Source organism: Desulfovibrio biadhensis (assembly GCF_055388615.1).
The window spans coordinates 2,234,105-2,257,759 of record NZ_AP042477.1; the positions used below are offsets into that span (position 1 = coordinate 2,234,105).

Sequence of the window (23,655 nt, forward strand, 5' to 3'; positions counted from 1 at the left end):
TGGGAAAACACTATCCAAGGAGGGGCGTAAGCGCAAACATTACAACAAGGCAGGGGCGCGGCACACACGTGGATCATGTCCTGCAAAGCAAAAAAATAGACAGGGAAACTTGCAAGTTTGCCTGTTGAGTTTTAGTATACATCCATGAGCAACGATTCCCCATCCTTTTTAGCCTCGGTCGGTGTTGTAGATGAGCTGATGCTGGCCACCTGCCAGTTGCAGCGACGTTTACGCACAGAGTCCAATCCTGATGAAGTGCCCCTTTCACAGATTGTGGCGCTTGCCCGCTTGAACGAGGGTGGCAAGACGAGCATTGCCGACCTTGCACGGCTCGAGTCGGTACGCCCCCAATCCATGGGGGCAACGTTGGCTGCACTTGAGAAAGAAGGGCTTGTGGCCAGAACGCCGCACCCCACGGACGGGCGGCAGGTGCTTTTCGGCATCACGCAAAAGGGTACGGAAACGTTGCAACGCAGAAGGCTGCTCAAGCGCGAGTGGCTGACACATGCCATGAAGAAGCTCGCCCCTGAAGAGCAGCAGACAATTTTATCCGCCACCGCTCTTATCAAGCGCCTGTGCGACTCCTGACCCGTCTTTTTCCGGGCCTGTCACCATCCAATCCAAAGCTGTCGCAAATGAACGCATTTTTACAATCTGCAGTATTCCATTCCCTTTTTGGGGGCGTCTCATGCTAGGCGTCTTCCGCTCCCTGAAAGGGTATAACTTTAAGCTCTGGGCCGGCGCGGCCCTGGTTTCCAATGTGGGCACCTGGATGCAGCGCTCCGCCCAGGACTGGCTGGTGCTGACGCATCTGACCAATAACAACGCCACCGCCGTGGGCATCGTCACTGGGTTGCAGTTCGGACCCCAGGTGTTTCTGTTGCCGCTCACCGGTTTTGTGGCCGATACCTTTGACCGTCGCAAAATCCTGTACTTCACACAGGGCGGTCTGGGGGTGCTGGGCATAATTCTGGGGCTGCTCACCATCACTGGGTTGGTGCAGCTGTGGCATGTCTATGTCTGCGCGTTTTTGCTCGGTTGCGTCACGGCGTTTGACATCCCAAGCAGACAGACCTTTGTTGCGGAAATGGTGGGTGAAGAAGACCTGGCCAACGCCGTGGCGCTCAATTCCATGTCGTTTCACTCCGCACGCATGCTGGGGCCGGCCGTGGCGGGGGTGATGATCGCCACCATCGGTACGGGGTGGGTCTTTCTCATCAATGGCGTCTCCTTTGGCGCTGTGCTTATCGCCCTTTCCCTAATACGCGTAGGCGAGCTGTTCCGCGAAAAGCGGGCCGTAAAGGCGCGCAAGAGTCTTGTGGAAGGTTTCCGCTACGTATGGGGGCGTTCCGACCTGAAAGTCATCCTGGTGATGTTTTTTCTTGTGGGCGCGTTCGGTCTGAATTTTCAGCTCTTCATCTCCACCATGTCGGTCAGCGTATTCCACACCGGCGCGGGTGAATACGGAATGCTGACATCCATAATGGCGGTCGGTTCGGTGCTCGGCGCTCTCATCACCGCAGGCAGAGGCCGGCCGCAGATCACCATCCTGGTCACAACGTCCGCACTGTTTGGCGTGGGCTGCGCCCTGGCCGCCATCATGCCGAATTACCTTTTGTTCGGGCTTTCGCTGGTGTTGATCGGCATCTTTGCGCAGATTCTCACCACCTCCACCAACAGCTTGGTGCAGCTTTCCACCGCGCCGGAAATGCGGGGGCGTGTCATTGCCATCCTGTTTGCCGTGGCCATGGGCGGCACGCCCATCGGCGGGCCCATTGTCGGTTGGGTGGCGGATTTGTTCGGCCCACGTTGGGCAATGGGGGTAGCTGCGGCATCAGGCGGCGCCGCTGCGCTGACAGGCGTGCTCTTCATGCTCAAGCACGGACAGTATCTGAAACGCTACAAGCCCAGACGCATTCGCCTGAAGGCAGGGGGCGACGGCGCGGCACCTTCGCCGACAGGCGGCAAATAGTTCACCCTTGCAGCTTTTGCAGGACCGCCACAACAGGGATGGCCGAGATGGGAACGCCGAAGCTCGTGATGTCAGGCAGGGTGTTGTTCTCGTGCTCTCGAATGCCTACGGCCCTGAGATGCGCCTTGTCGTGGGTGGTGTGGGCGTCCGCCGCCAGGGTGACAGGGTAGCCGTGGGCCGCGGCGCTGCGCACCGTGGTGTCCACGCAGAATTCCGAGGCGTAGCCGCACACGATCAGTTCCGAGACGCCCCTGTCTTTTAGGGTGGCGTCCAGGCCGGTGCGCAGAAATGAATCAGGTGTGGTCTTGCGTATCAGGATGTCTTGCGCAGTGGTGACAATGTCCGGAAGCAGTTCCCACCCCGCGCTGCCATGGAGCATGGGAGGCTTCTGCGTCTCGTGCTGCACCATGACCACCGGCACTCTGGTGCTCCTGGCCCTGGCGGTAAGGGCGTTTATCCGCGCCACCACCTCAGTCGCTTCAAACGGTCTGGGGGCATCCTGGAAAAGGGCCTGCTGCATATCAATGACCACGACGGCAAGGCTCATGGCGTCTCCTTGATTTGGGTGTCACCGCTCCCTGTCCAGAGTGCGCAGGTTGATGGCTTCGGCCAGGTGTCCTGTATTCAATTGATCTGTGGGTGCGCCGGAGGCAACCTGTTCCAGGTCGGCGATGGTTCGCGCGATGCGCAGGATGCGGGTATAGGCGCGGGCCGAGAGACCCAGGGTTTTGACGGCCTGCTCCAGAAAGGCGTGCTCAGGGTCGCCCAGCTTGCAAAACTGCTCCAGCCAGCGGCCTGAGAGGTCGCTGTTGGTGGCTGGCGGCAGGGTGGCGTAACGTTCCGCCTGGATGGAGCGGGCCTGTTTGATGCGCTCCCGCATGGTGGTCGAATCCGTGCCGGGGCGGCTTTGGCGCAAATCCTTGTACGGCACGGCCGGCACCTCCACATGCAGGTCTATGCGGTCCAGAAGCGGCCCTGAGACTTTGCCCCGGTAGCGCGCAACGCTCTGGGGCGAGCAGGTGCACTCGTGCCGCGTATCCCCCTGGTACCCGCATGGGCAGGGATTCATGGCCGCAACCAGCATCAGGTCCGCCGGGTAGCTCAGGGACACGGCCGCGCGGGAAAGGGACACGCACCCGTCTTCCAAGGGCTGGCGCATCACCTCCAGCACGTGTTTCTTGAATTCGGGCAGCTCGTCCAGAAACAGCACCCCACGGTGGGCAAGGGAAACTTCGCCCGGCCGCGGGTGATGCCCGCCCCCCACAAGCCCGGCGTCAGAAATTGTATGATGGGGCGAGCGGAAAGGGCGACGCACCACCAGGGCTTTGCCCGATTCCAGGTGCCCCGCCACACTGTAGATTTTGGTGACTTCCAGGGCTTCCTCGAAATCAAGAGGCGGCAACACAGAAGGAATGCGTTGCGCCAGCATGGTTTTGCCACTGCCAGGAGGACCGATAAAAAGGAGGTTATGGGCTCCGGCCGCTGCTATTTCGATGGCGCGCTTGGCGTGCTCCTGCCCTTTGACCTCGGCGAAATCCAGGGGGAAGGCTTCGCTCTCCTCCCAGATGGTATCCAGCCGGCTGGCAATGGGGGAGACAAGGGGCGTATCCCCTGCACGGTCCGGAGCCAGTAGAGCAACGGCCTGCCCCAGATCCTGCACGGGGTAGACGTCCAGCCCTTCGGCCACGGCCGCTTCGGGCGCATTTTCCGGAGAGCAGAGCAACCCTTTAGCGCCCTCGTTACGGGCGCGCACCGCCACTGGTAATACGCCGGGGACGCCTTTCACCTGACCATCCAGGGACAACTCACCGCAAAAGAACCACCCGTCCAGACAGTCCTCGGGCAGCACCTCTGCTGCAGCCAGCAATCCCACGGCGAGGGGCAGGTCATACCCGCTGCCTTCCTTGCGCATGTCCGCCGGCGCCAGGTTCACGGTGATGCGCGCCGGCGGCAGACGATATCCTGAATTTTTGAGGGCCGCGAACACGCGCTCCTTGCTCTCGCGCACGGCGCCTTCGGCCAACCCCACCATGGTGAAGGCCGGCAGCCCTTGCCGTGCGAAATCCACTTCCAGATTGACGCGGTAGGCGTCTATGCCCAAGAGTGCGGCGCAGGCAGCTTTGGCGATCACGAGCACCTCCTTGTTCGTATTGGGGACAACAGGGGCTCGTTCCGCGCAGACATGGGAATCCCTATGGTTGGCGCACCAGAACGTGCAGACTGTAGCGGGTGTTTGCTTCCTTGCCGGAAGCAGGCGTGTTGTAAAGAACTATCTGCTTGTCCCCGCTAATCTTCAAGGCTTGCGCCCAGGCGGACATGGCTTGCGCCAAACGCCCCTCTTGTGGGGTGAAGACATCGAAACGGGCCTGGTCAGGTTCGGAGCGCAGGGTGATTTCAAGAATCCAGTCCTTGAGCGTCAGCAACCGGAAGCAGGCTTTTTTGTCCGCCCGCAGGTTGCCTTCGAAAACAACCTCATTGGAATCGGGCTTGATGTGCAAAGAGGTAAAGCGCGGGCAATCATCCGGAGTGATGCTTTCTGTCGGGGTGCGCGCCACCCGTTTGCGCTCTTCTGGCTCGGGTTGCGGAGCCGTCTTGGCTGATGCGGAAATATCATCCTCTTCCGCAGCAGTCTGTGGCGGCTCGTCTTGCTCCGGTGTCGCAATTTCTGGGTTTTCCTGAGCAGGAGGCGAGGGCTGTTCTTCCACGACGGGAGACCCCTCGGGTGTTTCTTCGGTAGATACCTCGGATTCTGGCCTCACCAGAGGCTCTTCCGCGGGGGGTGTTTCCGCCACCTGTTCTTCCAGCTCATTTAAGGCTGCAGCCACGGCGTCCTTTGCAGCGGCGTCGTCCTTTTTGGGGGCGGCAGCTTCTGAGCCGGGTTCACCTGCCGCCATGGGGCGCAGATAGCGTTTGAATATCCAGCCGTCCTGGCCTTGGAAGTCGAATTTGTGCCAGCCGTTGATTATTTCGGAGACCTGGATGACATCGCCCTCTGAGAGCGCACCCAGCCGGGAGGTGTCGTTGCCGGGGCCGCCGCGCACGGCAATGCCGCGGAGCAGCTTGTACGGGTGCGGCTCTGTAAAGCTGTCGTTCCATTCATCGGCTGCAGCGCCCCTTGCGGTGACAAGGAGCGCAGAAAGCAGCAACAGGGCGAAGAAGAAAGGGCGAATGGCAGCGTGCATGGTCTAGTGGATTATATCGCCAATGCGGTCCCAACGAATGTCGGTGATGCCGTTCCAGGACCAGTAGAGGACCCACGCCTTGCCTTTGATGAGACTGTGGTCCACAAATCCCCAGAATCGGGAATCATAGGACTCGTCACGGTTGTCGCCCATGACGAAGTATTTGCCCTCTGGCACGGTAAAGGCGGGTTTATTGTCACGCGGGCCGCTGCGGACCGTGGGGTCGGTGTGCTTGGTATAGGGTTCGTCGAGTTTCTCACCGTTGCGGTAAACGACCTTGTCCTTGATTTCAATGACATCGCCGGGAATGCCGATGACACGCTTGATGAAGTCCTTGGACTTGTCTTCGGGAAATTCGAAAACAATGATGTCGCCGTGATCCGGATCGGAAAAGGTCAGCAGGTATTGGTCGGTAAAGGGAACCTTGACGCCGTAGGTGATTTTGCTCACCAGCAGGTGGTCGCCAATGAGCAAGGTGTCGAGCATGGAGCCCGAAGGAATCTTGAAGGCCTGGATGAAAAAGGTGCGGATGATCATTGCCAGGATGAGAGCTATTATCAGGGCTTCGCTGTATTCTTTCAGCATTTTTTGCCAGCGGGGGGTCATTATGGCGTCCTTGTTGTGAGGTCGATTGCGGGCTAGTCGTCTCCGGCCTTGAGAGCGGCCAAAAAGGCTTCCTGTGGAATTTCGACGTTACCCATGCGCTTCATGCGCTTTTTGCCTTCTTTTTGCTTTTCCAACAGCTTACGCTTACGAGTGATGTCGCCGCCGTAACATTTCGCCGTCACGTTTTTGCTCAGGGGCGGGTTGCGTTCTCGGGCTATTACGCGCTGCCCTATGGCGGCCTGGACAACAACTTCGAACATCTGCCGCGGGATTGCGCGTTTCAGCTTGAGGGCTGCATTGCGGCCGTGCTGGTACGCGGTGTCTCTGTGCACGATGGTCGAAAGCGCGTCAACCGGGTCGCCGTTGATCATGATATCCAGCCGCACGAGGTTTGCCTCGCGGTAGTCCACCAGTTCGTAGTCAAGGGAGGCGTATCCCTTTGTGGAGGACTTCAGCCGGTCGAAGAAATCGAACATGATTTCGGCGAAGGGCAGCTCGTAAGTAATGATGACACGGGTGGAGCTCAGGTAGCGCACGTCTTTTTGCTTGCCGCGCTTCTCCTCGCAGAGTTGGAAAACAGCGCCCACATAATCGTTGGGCGTGTGGATTTCCATGCGAGCGAAGGGCTCCTTGAATTTATCTATCTCTCCAGCGTCAGGCAGTTTGGAGGGATTTTCTATGTTCAGTTCCTCGCCACGGATTGTGATGATCTTGTATATCACTGTAGGAGCGGTGGCGATGAGGCTGGCCTGGAATTCGCGTTCGAGGCGTTCCTGGATGATCTCCATGTGGAGCAGGCCAAGAAAACCGGCGCGGAAACCAAATCCCAGGGCCTGGGAGGTCTCCGGTTCAAAGGAGAACGCAGCATCGTTCAACTGCAGCTTTTCCAGGGCGGCTTTCAGCGGCTCGTACTCGGCCGGCTCGGTGGGGTACAGCCCGCAAAAAACCATGGGCTTGATCTTCTTGAAGCCGGGAAAAGGCACCTCGGTGGGGATCTTTGCGTCCGTCACCGTATCACCCACTGGCGCATCGCGCAGGTTCTTGATGGTGGCGCAGAGAAAACCGACTTCGCCGAAACCCAGTTCTTTGCACTCCACGGGTTCGGGCTGGAATACGCCCAATTTGGAGACTTCGAACTGCTTTTTGTTGGAGAACATCATGATCCGCTGGCCCATACGGATGGAGCCGTCCAGCACGCGGAACATGACCACCACCCCCTGGTATGGGTCGTACCAGGAATCGAAGATCAGGGCGCGTAAGGGCGCATCGGGATCGCCCTTTGGCGGCGGCAATTGCTTGACCAGTGCTTCCAGCAGGTCGGATACGCCTTCGCCTGTCTTGGCGCTGACCATCACCGCCTGAGAGCAGTCCAGGCCGATGGCTTCCTCGATGTCCTGCTTCACGCGTTCGGGCTCTGCGCTGGGCAGGTCTATCTTGTTCAGCACAGGTATGACTTCAAGGTCGTGGTCCAACGCCAGATAGACATTGGCAAGGGTCTGTGCCTCCACCCCCTGGGTGGAGTCCACCACCAGAATCGCCCCATCGCAGGCAGCAAGGGAGCGCGAGACTTCATAGCTGAAGTCCACGTGGCCAGGGGTATCGATAAGGTTCAGCAGGTATTCCGTGCCGTCTTTGGCCGTATAGGGAATACAGACGCCCTGGGCCTTGATGGTGATGCCGCGTTCACGCTCCAGTTCCATGCGGTCCAGGTACTGGTCGCGTTTCTGTCGGTCGTCCACAAGGCCGGTGATTTCGAGAATGCGGTCGGCCAGGGTGGATTTGCCATGGTCGATGTGGGCGATGATGCTGAAATTCCGTATCTGACGACGTTGTGCCATGTGATTATAAGACCGGTTCCGCCGGCCGCGAGCGATTTGTTCCGTTTAGGAGGGCGGGGCGCGCCTGGCGCCGCCCGTCTCCGAATAACCGGGTATGTCCCGGGAGAGCGCGGCGGCCGCTGGTTGTAGCCTTTCTTCGCGCTCGGAGCAATGGTCTTGCACACCTGTTGTAAAATGCAAGGTTTTTTCCTACCAGTTTCCACCACATCAGAAAAGCCAATATCCGCGGAGAATACAAGGGGTGGAACACAAGCTTACGGGCCGCAGCCTCCAGGCGCGGCGAATTGAATTTTCAACAGCCTCTTAGGATATTCTCGCCAGGAAGTCTAACCCCCCCTGTGACCTTTCTGCGCCGGCCCAGTCAGGAAGATGGTCGCAACCCATGGCAACCCTTTTCAAAATCACCCATGCAATGTACAGAAGGTGCTAAAGGAAAACTCGAATATGGTCCAACTCAACACGCTGCTGGTGCACCCGGACCCCGAGGTGCGGCATTTCTTGCGCGAATCGTTGCGCGATGCCGACTTTTTGCGCGTGTTGGGCGAAGCCACAAGCGCTTTTGAAGCCCTGGAGCTGCTGGAAGCCATTCCCTACGGTGTTTTTTTTGTGGGGGTGGAGTTGGGCGAGGGCGCAAGCGGTCTGGAGCTGGCGCAAATGCTCTCCAGCCGCAAGCACAAGCCTGCTCTGGTTTTTATAGCCAGCGACGAGAGCTTGGCCTTCACCGCCTTTGAGCTGGGCGCCACGGATTATTTGCTGTGGCCCATTTCCCAGGAGCGCATGGTCCGCACCTTTGAACGTCTGCGGCAATTCAAGGCGCATTATAAGCTGATTCCCCCGCCTTCGGCCGACTGGGGCGACGCCGTGGAAGAGCTTGTTGGCGAACCTGAGGAAGAGGCCACCTTGAAGGTGCCCCTTGGGGAAGAGGACCAGGAGCGCTTCCTGAACGCCCTGCGTCAGGCATGGGACCATAGCCAGCGCTATGCCTCCATCGACATAGAAAAGCTGGCCATCAGTCTGGAAGGGCGCACCATTCTTGTGCCTTACGACCAGATTATCTTTGTGGAAGCGTATGAAGATTACAGTTACGTGCACACGGCCAACCAGAAGTTCCTGACTTCCTATCGCATGAAGCTGCTGGAAGACCGCCTCCGCCAGCACCGGTTTTTTCGGGTACACCGGAAATATCTGGTGAATCTGGACATGGTGACGGAAATAGCCTCGTTGCCGGGAAGCAACTTCATGCTGCGTACGGCCGGTCGCACGCGCATAGAGCTGCCCATCAGCCGGCGGCGTATCGCCGAGCTGAAACAGATACTTGGTTTGTAATTTACCGTTCGCCAGTCGAAATGCGCCTTTGGGCGAAAAAGACTGCCCCCCTTGTGGTGAACGGGAGATTGTGGCTACATGACAGGGTTCCGGCCATCTGGGCAATGTCCGGCGCCGGGCAGTGGAACAAGGGCGATGTCCGTCACAAGATGGTGCAACGCCTCTGTTTGCAGGGGCAAAATGGTGATCATTTTGCTGCCGTGCGTTTTTGGAGGGGCCGTGGTCGCGTTGCGCGCGGACAGGGTCAGGCGGTGAGGCCGCCAGAGCCGGATGCCTTAGGCGTTCTGCTCCATGTAATACGACAAGGAGGATGTTCATGGGCCAGTCTGGCGCATTGGATGCATTGCTGCAGGAGGAGCGCGTTTTCAGACCGCTGCCTCAAATGCTGGCTTCAGCGAATGTGGGCCCTCAGGCCTTGCAGGACGCCCTGCGCGGGGCCGAAGAAAACTACCTTGCCTATTGGGAGGAAGCCGCCGAGGACCTGGACTGGTTCAAGAAGTGGGAACAGGTTCTCGATGATTCTAATCCCCCGTTTTACAAGTGGTTTACAGGTGCAAAGTGCAATATCGTCTATAATGCTTTGGACCGCCACATAGAGACCGTCAACAAGAACAAGCTGGCGCTCATCTGGGAAGGCGAACCCGGAGACACCAGAACCTTAACCTATTATGAGCTCTACCGTGCGGTTTGCCGCTTTGCCAACGCCCTGCGCACCCTGGGCGTGGAAAAGGGCGACCGCATCATCATCTACATGCCGCCCTTGCCGGAAACGCTCATAGCCATGCTGGCCGTGGCCAAGATCGGCGCGGTGCACAGCGCCGTGTTCGCGGGGTTTTCGGCCAGAGCCCTGCGTGACCGCATTGAAGACGCCCAGGCCAAGATGGTCATCACCGTGGACGGATTTTACCGCAACGGCCGTGTGGTGAACCTCAAGAATATAGTTGATGAGGCGCTGGTGGGCGCCTGCCATCAGTGCGCCGAGACCGTCATTGTGGTGCACCGCGCCAATGTCGATGTGGACATGGCCGAGACCAGGGACGTCTGGTACCAGGACCTGGTGCGCAACGAACGTTGGGAGGCAGCAACAGAAGTCCTGGACAGCGAGGATATGCTCTTTCTGCTCTATACCTCGGGTGCAACGGGCAAGCCCAAGGGCATAGTGCACACCCATGGCGGCTACATGGTCGGGGTCAACCGCACCATGAAGTGGATATTCGACATCAAACCCACTGATATATTTTTCTGCACCGCGGACGCCGCCTGGGTCACGGGGCACAGCTACGTGCTCTATGGGCCGCTCATCGCGGGCACCACAACCCTTATGTATGAGGGGCACCCCCTGTATCCGCAGGCGGACAGAATCTGGAGCATGGTGGCGCGCTGGGGCATCACCATTCTCTATTCCGTGCCTACCCTGGTGCGCATGCTGATGCGCTTTGGGAAGGAGTATCCCAAGCTCCATGATCTCAGCACCCTCAGGCTGCTGGGCAGCGTGGGCGAACCCATGAACCCCGAGGCCTGGGTCTGGTTCCACAAACACATCGGCAGGGGGCAGTGCCCCTTGGTGGATACCTGGTGGCAGACCGAAACCGGCATGTGCATGATAACACCGCTGCCCATTTCGCTGCTCAAGCCGGGGTCGGTGAACAAAGCCTTTCCCGGCGTGGAAGTGGATGTGTTGGACGAGAAGGGCAATCCTGTGCCCCCTGGCAGAGGGGGGTTGCTGGTGGTCAAACGCCCCTGGCCGTCCATGCTGCGGGGGGTATTCAATGATGATGAACGCTATGTGGATACCTACTGGAAGCGTTTTCCCGGCTACTATCTGGCGGGGGACGTGGCCCGCAAGGATGAAGACGGCTACATCTGGATACAAGGGCGTTCCGATGACGTGCTGAACATAGGCGGACACCGCATAGGCACAGCAGAGATGGAAAGCGCCCTGGTTTCGCATAAGGCAGTTGCCGAGGCCGCTGTCATAGGGCTGCCCGACAAGATCAAGGGGGAGGTGGGCAAGGCCTTTGTCATTCTTAATGATGATGTGGAGCCCGAGCACTCCCTGGTCAAGGAGCTGCAGGACCACATGCGCCGGGAGCTCGGCCCGGTTGCCGTTGTGCGGGTGGTGGAATTCGTGGATACCCTGCCCAAGACTCGCAGCGGCAAGATCATGCGCCGTATTCTCAAAGCCAGGGAGCTGGGTGAGGAAGTGGGGGATACTTCTACCCTTGAAGATTGATAGGGTTTCTTAAAGTTTTGTAAGCAAGGTGAAACCTTTGCGTCCATTTTAGGACTTCTGTCGGATTTCTTTTCGGCATTTTTGTGTCGTAATTCCAATAAATTATGATGTGGGCGCGGCATGGCCGCCAGATGTAATGACCTGCCTTCCCGGCAGGTTGGACAACACATTCTCCCCTTCCATGTTTTCCGATCGTCATTATTGTGCTGTGAACGGCGAGCGCCTTTGCCTGCAATGAGGGGCAGCGGCGCGTGTATGATTGATAGAACAGGGGCGCGCTCATCGCCCATCGCACAAGATGGCGCGCCCGCAAACAAAGGACAGGTTGTGAGAATAGGCTTTCTCGCGCGGGGCCTTTTGGTTCTGCTGGCAATAATGCTGTTTGTGGCCTGCGCCCAGGCGGATGACCCTGATGACAAAGCCGCCGCAAAGGGTGATGACACCACTGTAGTGGCGGCGCTTGCCGACCCGCATACAGACGCGGCTGCTACTCATCTGGACGATGCTTCAGGCCTGGCCTTGCGACGCACCGCCATTGTGCGTGCTGTGGAAGCCGTCAGCCCCGCTGTCGTCAACATTACCACGACCACTGAAATACAGGCTCGCGGCAGAAGAATGGACGATTTCTTCAGCCCCTTGTTTGAAGATTTCTTCAATTTGCAGATTCCCAGGCGGCCATCTCAAAACTATACGCAGCAGAGCCTGGGGTCGGGCGTCATCATTGACGGCAAGAAAGCCCTCGTGCTTACCAACGCCCATGTCATTTCCGGCGCCAGCAGCATCAAGGCCAGGCTCATCGACGGACGGGAGTTCGAGGCCGAACTTGTTGGGGCGGGTCCCGATGTCGACCTTGCCGTGCTCAAACTCAAGGATGCGAAAGCACTCCCGGAAGCCTCTCTCAGCCGTGATGCGGACCTGCTCATAGGCGAAACCGTCATCGCCATTGGCAACCCCTACGGCTACAACCACACGGTCACCACGGGCGTTATCTCGGCGCAGCACCGTTCGGTACGCACGGATAGCGGTGTCTACACAGACCTGGTGCAGACCGACGCCGCCATCAACCCGGGAAACAGCGGCGGCCCTCTGGTCAATGTGCTCGGGCGGGTCATCGGCATCACCACAGCCATCCGCGCGGACGCCGAAGGTATCGGCTTCGCCATCCCTGTGGGGCGGGTGCGGCGCGTGGTGCAACAGCTGGTGCAGCAGGGCGAGGTGCGTCCCGTATGGCTGGGGCTGAGCGGGCAGGACCTGGATCAGCGTCTTGCCGGATATTTTCATTTGCCCCGCGTGGAAGGCATGCTGGTTACAGAGGTGCATAAGGGCACGCCTGCTGCCAAGGCCGGTCTGGAAGCGGGCGATCTGGTGCTGGAAGTGGAAGGCGTGACAATCGAAGACAAGAACCACTATCTCCAGTTGCTACGCAATTACCTGGAAGGGCAGACCGTCAAGCTCACCGTGCTGCGTGATGGCGAAAAGCGCAGCATCAAGGCGACGTTGGCTGATTTTGGCGATCAGACCGCCCTTGACCTGGGATACCGGCGCTGGGGATTTGCCGTTGAGCGCTTCAGTCGCGACGGCTTGATTGTCGGCAAGGTTCTGAAGGGCAGTCCCGCGGCCAGGCTGGGTATGGAGCCCGGGGACGTGGTGCACAAGATTCAGGAACTGCCCATGGGGGCCAAGGAAAATTTTGTGGATGCCGTGCAACGATACAGGCTGAACAACAGCTTGCTGATGATCGTGGGCCGGCAGGGGCGCGCCTATCACGTGCGTTTGCGCATCTAGCTGGCAGGCGTGATTGCAGGGTGAAAAATTCAGGTGGCATCTGCTCTTGACACCCGCTTACTACTGAGGCTATCTGCTAGCGCACATATGCGCGGAGTAGCGAAAACGTTGCGATAGAGCGCATTGCAAGACTGCAACGATGCTTCCCTAAGCCGAGGGAGCCTCGTGAAAACCAAGATTGGGAGGACATGATGGGTTACAAGGTCACTGTTGATGTGGACAAGTGTGTAGGTGACGGCGAATGTGTCGACGTTTGCCCTGTTGAAGTATATGAACTTCAGGATGGCAAAGCTGTTCCCGTAAACGAAGAAGAATGCCTGGGCTGCGAGTCCTGCGTTGAAGTTTGCGAGTCTGACGCCATCACCGTTGAAGAAAGCTAAAGCGTCCTAAAGACCATCGCCGTGTCCGGCAATAGCCGGGCGCGGCGTTTTTTTTAGGTGCTCTCGCTGTACGGTCGTATACGTTTTTTGATTTTTTGCAGGAAACAACAGGGCGCTGCTTCAGTAGAAAGCCTTGTTTCAATATAGTGATGCATTTGCATCGTTCCCCACCGCCGTCCGCTCTCTTTACTCCGGGCATGCCTCAGGTTGCCGACACGCGGCGGCCGGCGGTCGACGCCGGCAGTGCGCAGCGTTTCTCTGTTTGTTTCGACAATTGTTTCCGTTTCAGGGGCTGACAACCCGTATTTCGCGTATTAGTAATAGGATCAAATCGAAAAACGATTTGCCATAGTGAACAGTATCGGGCTTGTAGAAGCCCGAGGGGCCGTGAAGTTGCATCCTGACAGCACGGCTTGTTGCCTGTTTGTATGGGCAATGCAGGTTTGCTCGCGACAGGGTGCAATCGTGCTGCCTCTCGGGACGCAGATGCCACATGGCCCGAGGTCACCAGGCGGGAAAGCAAGCCGTGTGTGGCCGTGCAGCACGCACAATGCGGGGCAGAAGGCAGGGACTTTCCGCTCCTTTTTTGGTCTGGGCGCAAGCCGCCCCTGATTTTGTCTGACAATGCAAACAAGGCAGGCAACGCGTTTGCATCACCTGAAATGTCGCAGCAGCTTCAGGCGTAGAAAATTTTTCTCAAGGAGCCATTAATGCAGTTCGACCCAACGCCTTTTTTCGAACGCTACGAAAAAATCGTCCAGGAAGTGGACTCCCTCTTTGAACACGTGCGCTCGCAGCATCCGGATCTGGTCACCTGTGGCCTGGGGTGTAGCGATTGCTGTCACGCCATGTTCGACCTCTCCCTTATCGAGGCCATGTATATCAGCCATCACTTTCGGGAGCTCTTCGCGGGGATGAAACGTTCGGAATTGATGGACCGTGCAGACGAGGCCGACCGCACCGCCTACAAGTTGAAGCGCCAGGTTTTCAAGGCCAGTGAAGAAGGCAGACCCGCCAGTGAGATTCTGGCCGAGGTGGCTGCCATGCGCGTGCGCTGTCCTTTGCTGGATGATGATGACAAGTGTGCGCTCTACGATCAACGCCCCATAACGTGCAGACTCTATGGCATTCCCACCAACATCGGTGGCGAGGCGCATACCTGTGGTCTTTCCGGTTTTGAACCCGGTAAGCCTTACCCTGCCGTGAACATGGACAAGATTCAGGACACCTTGATGCTGCTCAGCCAGGAAATGGTCGCCGCCATGAAGAGCAAGCACGGAAATCTTGCCGAAGTGCTGGTGCCGGTTTCCATGGCCATGATGAACGAGTATGACAAGGAATATCTCGGCTTGCAGGATGCCCCTGAGCCTGAGCCAGAGCCGAAAGCCGCTGCCACCCCTTGCAACAGTTGCGATTCCAGCCAGTCCTGGGTGCTTGGCGGCAGCAAAGAGGAGCGTGAGGCCGAGGCAGCCCAGGTAGAGTCCTGCAAAGGTTGCCCCAGTGAGGGAAACTGCAACGAAGCAGTGGATGGCCGCTGCCCCACAGGGGGGCCCCAAGGCGCACCCCGGGAGAATGAATAATGGCTGCATTGACCCCCGACCAGGAGGCCATGAAGCGCTCTATATGGGATAAGATGTCTCCCAGACGAAAGAAATTTGTAGAGCGCATGGGCGGCTACGAACAATGGGATCCTTTTCAGGAACCCAAGGACCCCATAGATATCCGCAAGGACCCTACCAGGCGCACGGCCGGACAGCTGGCGCAGCAGTTCTTCGCGTCTTTGCCCAAAGACAAGAAGCGCAGCGAAGCCTACGGCAGGGGCGCTCAGGAAGTGGCTTTCGGACTTATGACGGAGCAAGATCACGCGCAAGGCATGTTCGATTACAGCGTGTGGTATTATAAACTTTTGAAAAAGGAAGGGATCATCAATGACGAATGAAAGCCAGGCAGAAAAAAGCGCACGTCTTGAACTGCGCATTGCCGAGCTGAAGGATGGCCTTGAAAAGAACCCCCAGTGCGGCAATACGCATTACAACCTTGGTGTGGCGTATCTTGGCAAGCGGGATTTTCATGCTGCCGAGGTAAGCTTTCGCGAAGCCGCCGCCAATTCGCCCAAGATGGCCGAAGCCTATGTGCAGCTCGGTGGCATCGCCCTGCAACGTGGCGATATGGAAGGTTGTTTGAATTACAATAAGATGGCTACGGAAGCGCGCCCTCTTTTCGCAACACCGTGGGGCAACATCGGTTTCGTGCTGCTGCAGCAGGGTGATGTGCCCGCTGCGGCCAAGGCTCTGGAAAAAGCCGTCAAGCTGGACCCCACCTTTGTGCAGGCGCTGACAACGCTGGCCAGCGCCTACTTGTCTGAAGGTGACACGGACCGGTGCCTGGAGCGTTGCCAACAGGCGTTGAAAGTGGCGCCTTCGTTTGGCCCTGCCTACAATAATATGGCGCTGGCCTATCTCGAACGCGGCGAAAACGACAAAGCCGTAGAGTGCATCGACAAGGCCCAAGAAACCGGATTTGAAGTACACCCCGACCTGCTGGCCGAGGTGGAAAAAATCCGCAAGTCCTGATTGTATCGCCCCCGCCTTTGTTCCGTGTGTAGCGAACAGGGGCGGGGCGTTTCTTTTTTCCCACCCTTGAGGAGGCGACCATGGCCGAGTTCCGTAAGTTGAAAAGCCAGGCGCGCCAGTGGCTCGCACAGGATGACTGGCAGGATTCCCTGGACAGTTTCGCCGCTGTGGAGCCTGAAAAACTCGTGGGTCCTCTTTTTTCCCTGTTGCTGCATGACGGCGTGGTCAAATGGCGCGCCGTGACGGTTCTGGGGCAGACAATCGCACGCATGGCCGCCGCCGATATGAACCAGGCGCGGGTGGTCATGCGCCGTCTGATTTGGAATATGAGCGAGGAGTCCGGCAATCTCGGATGGGGCGCTCCGGAGTCCATGGGCGAGATCATGGCCGTGCATAAAACCCTGGCCGGGGAGTTCGGCAGGGTTCTTGTCTCCTACATCATCGAAACCGGCCGCGACGACAACTTCATCGACCATTTGCCACTGCGTATCGGCGCCTACTGGGGAGTAGGGCGCATGGCCCAGGAGCACCCGTGGCAATGTCTTTCCGCTGTGGCGCCCTGCCTGCGCGGCCTGGGGCATCCGGAAGGTTTTGAGAACGAAACCTCTTCCGCCACGGTGCGCGGTCTTTGCGCCTGGACCCTGGGCTCCATCGGCAGTCAGGGGCAAGACGCCCTGAGCAAGGCGGAGGATTGTCCCGGCGGGGTGTGCGTGGACCTCTCGGGCCTGCGTGAGCAGCTTTCTCCTTTGCTCGCGGATGACACCGTCTTCCAGCTGTACCGCGACCGTGAACTCAGTGACGTGAGCGTGGCTTCGCTGGCGCAGGAGGCCCTTGACAGGTTGCCCTCCTGAATCATGATTACAGCAGTATCGCCAACGTGATGGGGATGATCGCCAGGCCGAGGAGCATGGAGGCCATGATGACTCCCGTGACTTTTGCGCCCCCTTGTCCGTAGTGCTCCGCCAGCAGGTAATTGAACATCGCCACGGGCATCATGTTTTGCAGCATGAAGACATCCCGCGTCACGCCTTCCAGTCCGAAGATCCATGATAAAAGCACCCCTACTATGAGCCCCATGGCGGCCTTGAAGGCTGCCAGCAGCACACAGGTGCGGTAGCTACCGACCTGCAGATGCGCCATGGACGCGCCAAGGGCCAGCAGCATGAGTGGGATGGCCATGCCCCCCATGATATCCAGGCTGTGGACCAGCACCTCGGGGAGGTGCACATTGCTGAACCCGAGTGCGATGGAAATGACGGCGGCGTAGAGTGTGGGTGTTTTGAGCATGGAGCCGGGCGCCATTTTTCCGGAGTTGATCCATGTGCCGGCCGTGAACATGCCTATGTTGCTGACCACCAGGTAGCCCAACCCCAGATAGAGTCCGTCCTGCCCAAAAGCCAGCATGCACAGCGGGAGCCCCAGGTTGCCGTTGTTGCCGAAGATAAGTGTGGAAAGATAGGTGCTGGGGGGCAGTTTCAAGGCGCGGAGAAAGAGCCAGCCAAAGAGACCGAAGAGCACATGGGCGGCTGCGGCAGCCAGAAGCAGCTTGAGAAAGCTGTCCGCAGGCAATGACATTTGAGAAAAATTTGAAAGCAGCAACGCTGGCACGGCCAAATACATAAGAAGTGGCGTGATCATTGCACTATCAAAAGGGAGACTGCGCCGTGTCCAAAAAAAGCCTGCAAGGGCGCACAAGAGAACAGGCGCGGTGACATTAAATACTTGAAGCGCGAGGTCCATGAATAGTCCTTGAAATTTAATAGGGTGGAGCTTCCCCTGGTGTTTTTGTACCAGATGCGGTAGTAAAAAAGGGTGCGTATGCCTGGGGAGGCAGGTGCGTCAAGGGGTGAATGTGTCATTTAGCCCTGGATTTTGGCTTGACAATCTTGCAGAAAGTAGTACATTTCTTCCAAGATCGAGAAAAAGCCAAACCTGTCGTGAGGCAGGGACGGAAAGCCACGGGTCTTCTCAAGCATATTCGGGCAGTTGCCTGACACGAAGAGAGAAGACAGCCGGGTTGCCTGCTGGTCAAGCACGATTCGTTCTCTTCGAATCGTCCCTCCGGGCCGCAAATCGGCATTCCTCCCTTTCTCAGCGACTGACGTGATGCACCCCAAGGAGGTATGCGGCCATGTTTACATCAGGAAACGAAGCATCAGAAAAGAGGCTGCTTTTTTCCAAACAGCCGGTTTTCGGACCCAGAAAGCGTATATGGGGGCACGACCTCATCGTACGCGATGCACCTTGGGCCCGCTTCGCTGGCGGCAAACCGGAAAAAATTTCCCCGTTTACCAAGCTGAATACACGCGACGCCAAATCCTATGCTTTCATGCCTGGGCAAGTTGGTGAAACAAAAATACTTGTGCCTTTTGCTGAGCACGCTGTGCTCAAAAAAGAGCCCCAGTCTTTGCCTGAAGGCTACACCATCATAGAAGTCAGCGAAGCCCGCGCCCCTGCCAAGGAATATCTCTGGGCGCTGGACGGGCTGAAACGTCAGAACTACCAGATTGCGCTCAACGACTTTGAAGGGCATGCCGGCAGCGACGCCTTGTTGCAGCGCGCAGACTTCGCCAAGATCCGCATGCCAGGCAAAACACCGCGGCAGATCATGTCTCTGGTGCGGCTGGCGCAGGATCAAAAGGCCGAGCCCATTGCTGTGGGCGTGGAGAACAAAAAACTCTACGAGGCGGCGCAGGCGCTTGGATTCAACTACTTTCAGGGGAGTTTCTTCAAAAAGGCCAATGTCGATCCGGAGCGCAGGCTGACAGCCACCGAGCACTCTAAGATTGAGCTTTTCAATCTGATCGAAAACGGCACCCCCGATTTCACGCAGCTTGCAGACGCCATTGCAATGGACGCCTCCATAAGCTATCGTTTGTTACTGTTCCTGAACTCCGCAGCGTTCAGTTTCCCGGTGGAGATTACCTCCATCAACCACGCTGTGGTCATTCTCGGATGGGAGCAGGTCAAGGACTGGCTGCGTATGGCCATTCTCAACGACCTGGCCGGCACGGAAGAGAGCAAGGAACTCATGCGTCTGGCTTCGCAGCGCAGCAACTTCTTCAAGATGACTGCCGTGCGTTCCCAGTATCGCAAGGACCCCCATGACAGGCTTTTCCTGCTGGGGCTGTTTTCCCTGCTGGAGCCCATGCTCGGCATGCCCATCGAATCGATTGTTGAGAATCTGCCCATCAAGCAGGTTCTCAAGGAAGGCCTCTGCCGCCAGCACAAGCGCCTTGGACTTTGGATCGAACTGGCCCAGCGTATTGAAGCGGCGGATTGGCAGGCTGTTGATAAGATCGTCGACTATCTGGACCTCAGGCCCGAGGCCGTGGCCGGCGCTTACTACGACGCCCATGTTGTCATGCACTCCTTTTACGGAGTCGGCGAGGAAGAAGAGCCCGCAAAGCGGTAACCTCGCGGGCGGCGTCGGTGGAGCAGGCCGCAGAGAGAGGATGCAATTGTGGCTGAATACTACGACTTTCCGCCCGTCATGGACATGGAGGCCATGTGGCACGCTCTGGAGCTCATGAACAGGGATTCCAGCACTGCCCAGGCCAAGACGACCAAGGTCATGATCGAGGGGTACGAACGGGTCAGTGGCGTCCTTGGCTACAAAGAACCACCCCGCATGTTGGAGGCCGTGAAGCCGGCGCCTTTCATACCCAGCCCACCCGAGGGCGTAGTGGAGCGTGAAGGCGCGTCAATAGTGCATCAGGACGTATAGAATCAAGAATTGTAGCATCAGGGCACACCGATAATGATACGCCCCCTCTGGTTATAATGCCGGAGGGGGCTTTTTCTTGATCTATAATGTCGTGTCCGTGAATTTCGGAAAAAGTCTGAAAAAATCATGCAAATTCAGGATACACTATCTAGGAACATGGGGAGCAAAAAAAGACCGCGCCCGTCCGGCAGGGGAGGCCGAACAGGCGCGGCGGGGGATGATACGAGGCGAAAGAGCCATTTTCGCTGGCTGTCCGGGCACGTGCCAGGGTCAGGGCACAACAGCCGGCTTTTGGAGAAGATGTTCCTCGTTGCGGTTAAAACTTGCACACTCCGCGAGGGAATGCATTGATATGGGTCAAGTTTTGTGAAACAAATGCCTCATGTCCGTTCTGCCCCTGCTTGAATCACTGCCGCTTCTGCGTGGACTCTCCATGGAACAGTTGGAGGGGCTCTCCAGACACGCCCAGGACAAAACAATATCCGCCGGCGAACGCATAGTGAGCGAAGACGACAAGGTGCGCGCCTATTTCATTGTCATTTCAGGCCGGGTCAAGGTCTTCAAAAGCTCTTTGGACGGCAAGGAACAGACCCTTTACATCATGGGCCCTGGCGAACCACTTGGCCTGTGCACGGCCTTTGGCGACCGGCACTCCCCTGTTAATGCCCAGGCTTTGGAAGCCTCCCGGCTGTTGTTCTTTCCTGGTGATGTCCTGGAAAAGATGGCTGCCTGCGAACCGTCGCTGATGTTGAATATGCTGCTGGTGCTTTCCAGGCGTCTGCGCGAGTCCATGGCCCTGGTGGAGGCCCTTTCGCTGCAGGAAATGCCCCAAAGGCTGGCGGGCTTTCTGCTGAATGCCCTGCGCACACAGGCAGAAGGCGACTGCGGGGAGCAGGGGGAGCGCTGTCTGCAACTCGGTGTCACCCAGCGTGAACTGTCCAAAATGCTTGGCACAACCCCGGAAACCTTGAGCAGGGTGCTGAAGCGCCTGAGCTCGGACGGTATTCTGGATGCAAGGGGGCGCGTTGTGTGCATCCGTGACAGCCAGGCTCTGCAGGACATAGCCCTGGGCGCTCGCTAGCGATTATTCGCAATAATCCGAATAAAATGGAAAATGCCCTCAATTCCACTTGTTGAGGGGGCGTCTGCGCGTGGCCGGAACGGAAGGCCACAGCGTTCCTGGCGTTATGCCATGAGGTAAAGGCCGATGTCGGGATCGCGGTCGGTGGGGAAGAGGTAGCGGCAGCCTATTGAACGGTCGTGAATGCGCAGTATTTTTAATTGGCGGGTGATCTCTCGCGGTGGGGTCGTGTCCAGCGTCACGGTGACATCAATGGAGTCTCCCTCGTGCAAATCATGGGGGCGGAGGGTGCGCAGCATCATGCCGCCCATGGAAATGTCTTCTACAATGATTCTGCCGGAGTCGTCCTTGTTGTGGGCGATGTATTTACCGGCAAGCTCGGTTTTTTTGCGATACTGCTTGCGGAACTCGATCTTTGCCAAAAACAGCTGCCCGCATTTGCATTTGACACGCAGCGACTTCTTGCCCTCGGGCAATTTGTTCGTATCCAAGGGTTTTGCCATGCCACAGGCTGGGCAGACAATGGTGGTGAACCCCTGGCGGTTAACGTAGAAAACCTTTTCAATCATACGCTGCGTTCCGTATGGCATTCGGGAAAAGTGTCATGTCTTTTCCTGCTCGAGCATTTGCACCGGCCCGAGATTTTATCAGCGTGACATGGACCTGACGCGGGATAGTCATACTCGCCATGTGCACCTGTGATAGGTTTGTTGCCATTGAAGTAGAAATGTTAGTCTAGTCATCTTTCCCGAAAAAGAAAAGTAGCGACAGGCCGGGAAATTGATTCTGGACTAAGAGAGGGCGGCTGTTGACTGTTCGTCTCAGCCGCCGATGTCTTCGCGACGCGTTTCCAAGGCAGTGATTTCTTCTTCCAACAGCGCCATCTTTTCAAAAAGTGCTTCGCTGGCTTCTTTGCTCTTGGTGTATTTGGCCAACAACTCAGTGGAACGCTTCTGATCGGCGTAAATTTCGGGGTCGGCGAGCGCGGCTTCAGCTTCTTCCATTTCCGCCAGGATCACTTCAAGTTCCTTTTCCAGTTTTTCGTAGGCCTGCTTCTTGGGTTTGAGTTCCCGGTAGAGTTGGTTGCGCAGTTCTGCCTGCTTGCGTTTGAGTTCCTTGGCCTCTTCCCGGGAGAGGCTGCTGGCCGCGCCACCATCGCCACCTTCTGCCACGGCAGCCGCTGCAGTGCCACGAACGTCCAGTCCGCGGGATTGCTCCTGCAATACCTTACGGCGGGCTTCGTCGTATTCCTCAAAACTGTCATATGTGGTGATGCCGTTCTGCCCCAGTTCCCAGCATTGCTCGGCAACACGGGAAAGCAGCCAACGGTCGTGCGCCACAAAAAGCAGGGTGCCGCTGTAATCCTCCAGGGCCTGCATCAGGGCCTCACGGCTTTCCAGGTCCAGGTGGTTGGTGGGTTCGTCGAGAATCAGCAGGTTGGAGCGCTTGAGGAACAGTGTGGCCAGCAGCAACCGGCTTTTCTCACCGCCGGAAAGCGAATGGACGGGGCGTTCGAAATATTCCTGCCCCAGCATGAAGAGGCCGAGAACGCTCATGAGCTGCTCTTCCGTCATCCTGGGGTCGGAAAGGCGGCGTATTTCTCCCAGGACGGGGGAGTCAGCATCCAGGATGTCCAGCTGATGCTGGCTGTAATACCCCATTTCGGAGCCGCTGCAGTGCTCCACGTATCCACTGGTGGGCGCCAGTTGACGGCAAAGCACCTTGAGCATGGTGGATTTGCCGCATCCGTTGGGGCCAACAAGGGCGATTTTCTGTTCCCTGTAAATGCTGAAGGTAACTGGTTTCCAGAGGGGGGTGCCTTCATAGGCCAGGGTCAGGTCCGCAACGGCGATGGGCACCTTGTCACCGCGTTTAGGCTCCGGCCAGGAAAAATCAAGGCTCTTGCGTTTGGGCTCGGGCCTGTAATTGGCAAGTTCCTTTTCCATCCTGGCGGCCTGCTTTTTCTTGCTGCCTGCCTGCCGCGCCTTGCTCGCCTTGGCTTTGAAACGGCGCACGAAATCCATCTTTTTTTCGATTTCGCTGGCCAGTTTCTGGGCCTCGCGTTTGCGCTGCTCCTCCTGCTCCACCTGCCAGGCCAGCAGTTCGGCAAAGCTGCCTTTGCGAAACAATGGCTTGTTGCCGCCCAAAAGCAGCACGTGGGTGCCCACGTTGTCGATGAACACGCGATCGTGGGCCACAAAGACCAGCACGCCTTCATAATTGAGCAGAAAAGACTCCAGCCACTCAACAGCCTCGAGATCCAAATGGTTTGTAGGCTCGTCCAGCAGCAGAAGGTCGGCGCCAGCCACCAGCACACGGGCCAGTTTGGCGCGTTCACGCCAGCCGCCGGAAAATTCACGCAAGGGGCGTTCGTGTTCATGGGCGTCAAACCCCAAACCGCTCAGCACGGCATGGGCGCGGTGCTCGGGATTATACCCATAGGTCTGTTCAAGCTCGGCCTGGCGGTGGGCCAGCTCCTGAATGCGGGCCTGGTCCCCGGATTCCTGGGCGGCTTCCCAATCACTCCAGAATTCTCCCCAGGAAGGGAGCACTTCCAGCACGTAAGCGAGCAGCGAAACCTCGAGGGTGGTTTCATCCAGTTCCTGAGCGACATAGCCGAGGCGTGCGCCTTTGGGCAGTATCACCCGGCCGGAGTCAGGCGCTATTTCGCCTGCCAGAAGTTTGAGTAGGGTCGATTTGCCCGCCCCGTTGGATCCCACAACGGCAAGACGAGTTCCAGGGTGCACCTCGAGGGAGAACTCCTGGAGCAGGTCGCGGCCGCCATAGGCCTTGGAAAGTTCTTGTAGTGTTATCTTCATGGCTGTGGAGGGGGGCAATAGCAGAAGCGTCCAGGAAACGCCAGCCCATTGCAAAAGGAGTCAGTTAGAGATCGTTTCGAAAGCTGAGAAAAGCCAGGAGAGGCATGCTCCCCTGGCGTTTGTCCTTATGATT

Annotated in this window: 21 protein-coding genes and 1 riboswitch; of the genes, 13 read left to right on the plus strand and 8 right to left on the minus strand. The window is 57.8% G+C overall.

Annotated elements, in window-relative coordinates; translation table 11 throughout:
• Window positions 1-144 precede the first annotated feature (144 nt).
• Window positions 145-588 carry a MarR family winged helix-turn-helix transcriptional regulator gene (locus ACZ5EH_RS09700; protein WP_464277925.1) on the plus strand — a complete coding sequence of 148 codons (444 nt, stop codon included), beginning with the start codon at window positions 145-147 and terminating at the stop codon, window positions 586-588.
• 100 nt (window positions 589-688) lie between these two features.
• Window positions 689-1,972: an MFS transporter gene (locus ACZ5EH_RS09705; protein ID WP_464277926.1), complete on the plus strand. Its 1,284-nt coding sequence runs from the start codon at window positions 689-691 to the stop codon at window positions 1,970-1,972.
• Between the two features lies 1 nt (window position 1,973).
• On the opposite strand, the gene ACZ5EH_RS09710 is transcribed toward ACZ5EH_RS09705, so the two are convergent.
• The 5 genes from ACZ5EH_RS09710 to lepA all read right to left on the minus strand — a co-directional run bounded on the left by ACZ5EH_RS09710 (window position 1,974) and on the right by lepA (window position 7,598).
• Window positions 1,974-2,519 carry a cysteine hydrolase family protein gene (locus tag ACZ5EH_RS09710; RefSeq protein ID WP_464277927.1) on the minus strand — a complete coding sequence of 182 codons (546 nt, stop codon included), beginning with the start codon at window positions 2,517-2,519 and terminating at the stop codon, window positions 1,974-1,976.
• 21 nt (window positions 2,520-2,540) lie between these two features.
• Window positions 2,541-4,103 (minus strand): YifB family Mg chelatase-like AAA ATPase, encoded by a 1,563-nt coding sequence (locus ACZ5EH_RS09715; protein WP_464277928.1) that lies wholly within the window; start codon window positions 4,101-4,103, stop codon window positions 2,541-2,543.
• A gap of 61 nt (window positions 4,104-4,164) precedes the next feature.
• A complete protein-coding gene (locus ACZ5EH_RS09720; RefSeq protein WP_464277929.1) occupies window positions 4,165-5,154 on the minus strand; it encodes an SH3 domain-containing protein in 990 nt (329 codons plus the stop codon).
• Between the two features lie 3 nt (window positions 5,155-5,157).
• A complete protein-coding gene (lepB, locus tag ACZ5EH_RS09725) occupies window positions 5,158-5,760 on the minus strand; it encodes a signal peptidase I (protein ID WP_464277930.1) in 603 nt (200 codons plus the stop codon).
• Window positions 5,761-5,792: 32 nt separating this feature from the next.
• Entirely contained in the window at window positions 5,793-7,598 is a 1,806-nt protein-coding gene (lepA, locus tag ACZ5EH_RS09730) for a translation elongation factor 4 (RefSeq protein ID WP_464277931.1), read from the minus strand.
• 444 nt (window positions 7,599-8,042) lie between these two features.
• Here lepA and ACZ5EH_RS09735 point away from each other — a divergent pair, with 444 nt between their 5' ends.
• The 8 genes from ACZ5EH_RS09735 (at window position 8,043) to ACZ5EH_RS09770 (ending at window position 16,746) form a co-directional block, all read left to right on the plus strand.
• A complete protein-coding gene (locus tag ACZ5EH_RS09735) occupies window positions 8,043-8,924 on the plus strand; it encodes a LytR/AlgR family response regulator transcription factor (protein WP_464277932.1) in 882 nt (293 codons plus the stop codon).
• Between the two features lie 316 nt (window positions 8,925-9,240).
• On the plus strand, window positions 9,241-11,157 hold the full coding sequence (acs, locus tag ACZ5EH_RS09740; protein ID WP_464277933.1) for an acetate--CoA ligase: 1,917 nt from the start codon (window positions 9,241-9,243) through the stop codon (window positions 11,155-11,157).
• A 255-nt stretch (window positions 11,158-11,412) separates the two neighbouring features.
• A complete protein-coding gene (locus ACZ5EH_RS09745) occupies window positions 11,413-12,942 on the plus strand; it encodes a trypsin-like peptidase domain-containing protein (RefSeq protein WP_464277934.1) in 1,530 nt (509 codons plus the stop codon).
• A 191-nt stretch (window positions 12,943-13,133) separates the two neighbouring features.
• Entirely contained in the window at window positions 13,134-13,322 is a 189-nt protein-coding gene (locus ACZ5EH_RS09750; RefSeq protein WP_464278287.1) for a ferredoxin, read from the plus strand.
• A 710-nt stretch (window positions 13,323-14,032) separates the two neighbouring features.
• Window positions 14,033-14,902: a YkgJ family cysteine cluster protein gene (locus tag ACZ5EH_RS09755; protein WP_464277935.1), complete on the plus strand. Its 870-nt coding sequence runs from the start codon at window positions 14,033-14,035 to the stop codon at window positions 14,900-14,902.
• Entirely contained in the window at window positions 14,902-15,261 is a 360-nt protein-coding gene (locus tag ACZ5EH_RS09760; RefSeq protein WP_464277936.1) for a hypothetical protein, read from the plus strand. The genes ACZ5EH_RS09755 and ACZ5EH_RS09760 overlap by 1 nt, the downstream gene beginning before the upstream one ends.
• Window positions 15,251-15,895, plus strand: coding sequence for a tetratricopeptide repeat protein (locus ACZ5EH_RS09765; protein ID WP_464277937.1), 645 nt, complete (start codon window positions 15,251-15,253; stop codon window positions 15,893-15,895). The genes ACZ5EH_RS09760 and ACZ5EH_RS09765 overlap by 11 nt, the downstream gene beginning before the upstream one ends.
• Before the next feature lie 80 nt (window positions 15,896-15,975).
• Window positions 15,976-16,746: a DVU0298 family protein gene (locus ACZ5EH_RS09770; RefSeq protein WP_464277938.1), complete on the plus strand. Its 771-nt coding sequence runs from the start codon at window positions 15,976-15,978 to the stop codon at window positions 16,744-16,746.
• 7 nt (window positions 16,747-16,753) lie between these two features.
• Here ACZ5EH_RS09770 and ACZ5EH_RS09775 read toward each other — a convergent pair whose 3' ends face one another.
• Window positions 16,754-17,533: an AEC family transporter gene (locus ACZ5EH_RS09775; protein WP_464277939.1), complete on the minus strand. Its 780-nt coding sequence runs from the start codon at window positions 17,531-17,533 to the stop codon at window positions 16,754-16,756.
• A gap of 277 nt (window positions 17,534-17,810) precedes the next feature.
• A riboswitch (cyclic di-GMP riboswitch) is annotated at window positions 17,811-17,920 on the plus strand.
• Between the two features lie 106 nt (window positions 17,921-18,026).
• Between ACZ5EH_RS09775 and ACZ5EH_RS09780 the strand changes: the two genes are divergently transcribed.
• From ACZ5EH_RS09780 to ACZ5EH_RS09790, 3 genes are all read left to right on the plus strand, one after another.
• Complete coding sequence (locus tag ACZ5EH_RS09780; RefSeq protein ID WP_464277940.1) at window positions 18,027-19,310, plus strand: EAL and HDOD domain-containing protein; 1,284 nt, start codon at window positions 18,027-18,029, stop codon at window positions 19,308-19,310.
• 48 nt (window positions 19,311-19,358) lie between these two features.
• Complete coding sequence (locus tag ACZ5EH_RS09785) at window positions 19,359-19,622, plus strand: hypothetical protein (protein WP_464277941.1); 264 nt, start codon at window positions 19,359-19,361, stop codon at window positions 19,620-19,622.
• Between the two features lie 382 nt (window positions 19,623-20,004).
• Window positions 20,005-20,703 (plus strand): Crp/Fnr family transcriptional regulator, encoded by a 699-nt coding sequence (locus ACZ5EH_RS09790; protein WP_464277942.1) that lies wholly within the window; start codon window positions 20,005-20,007, stop codon window positions 20,701-20,703.
• Window positions 20,704-20,807: 104 nt separating this feature from the next.
• Here ACZ5EH_RS09790 and ACZ5EH_RS09795 read toward each other — a convergent pair whose 3' ends face one another.
• Together ACZ5EH_RS09795 and ACZ5EH_RS09800 are read right to left on the minus strand one after the other, a co-directional pair.
• Window positions 20,808-21,272 carry a PilZ domain-containing protein gene (locus tag ACZ5EH_RS09795; RefSeq protein WP_464277943.1) on the minus strand — a complete coding sequence of 155 codons (465 nt, stop codon included), beginning with the start codon at window positions 21,270-21,272 and terminating at the stop codon, window positions 20,808-20,810.
• Window positions 21,273-21,524: 252 nt separating this feature from the next.
• Window positions 21,525-23,522: an ABC-F family ATP-binding cassette domain-containing protein gene (locus tag ACZ5EH_RS09800; protein WP_464278288.1), complete on the minus strand. Its 1,998-nt coding sequence runs from the start codon at window positions 23,520-23,522 to the stop codon at window positions 21,525-21,527.
• Window positions 23,523-23,655: the final 133 nt, after the last annotated feature.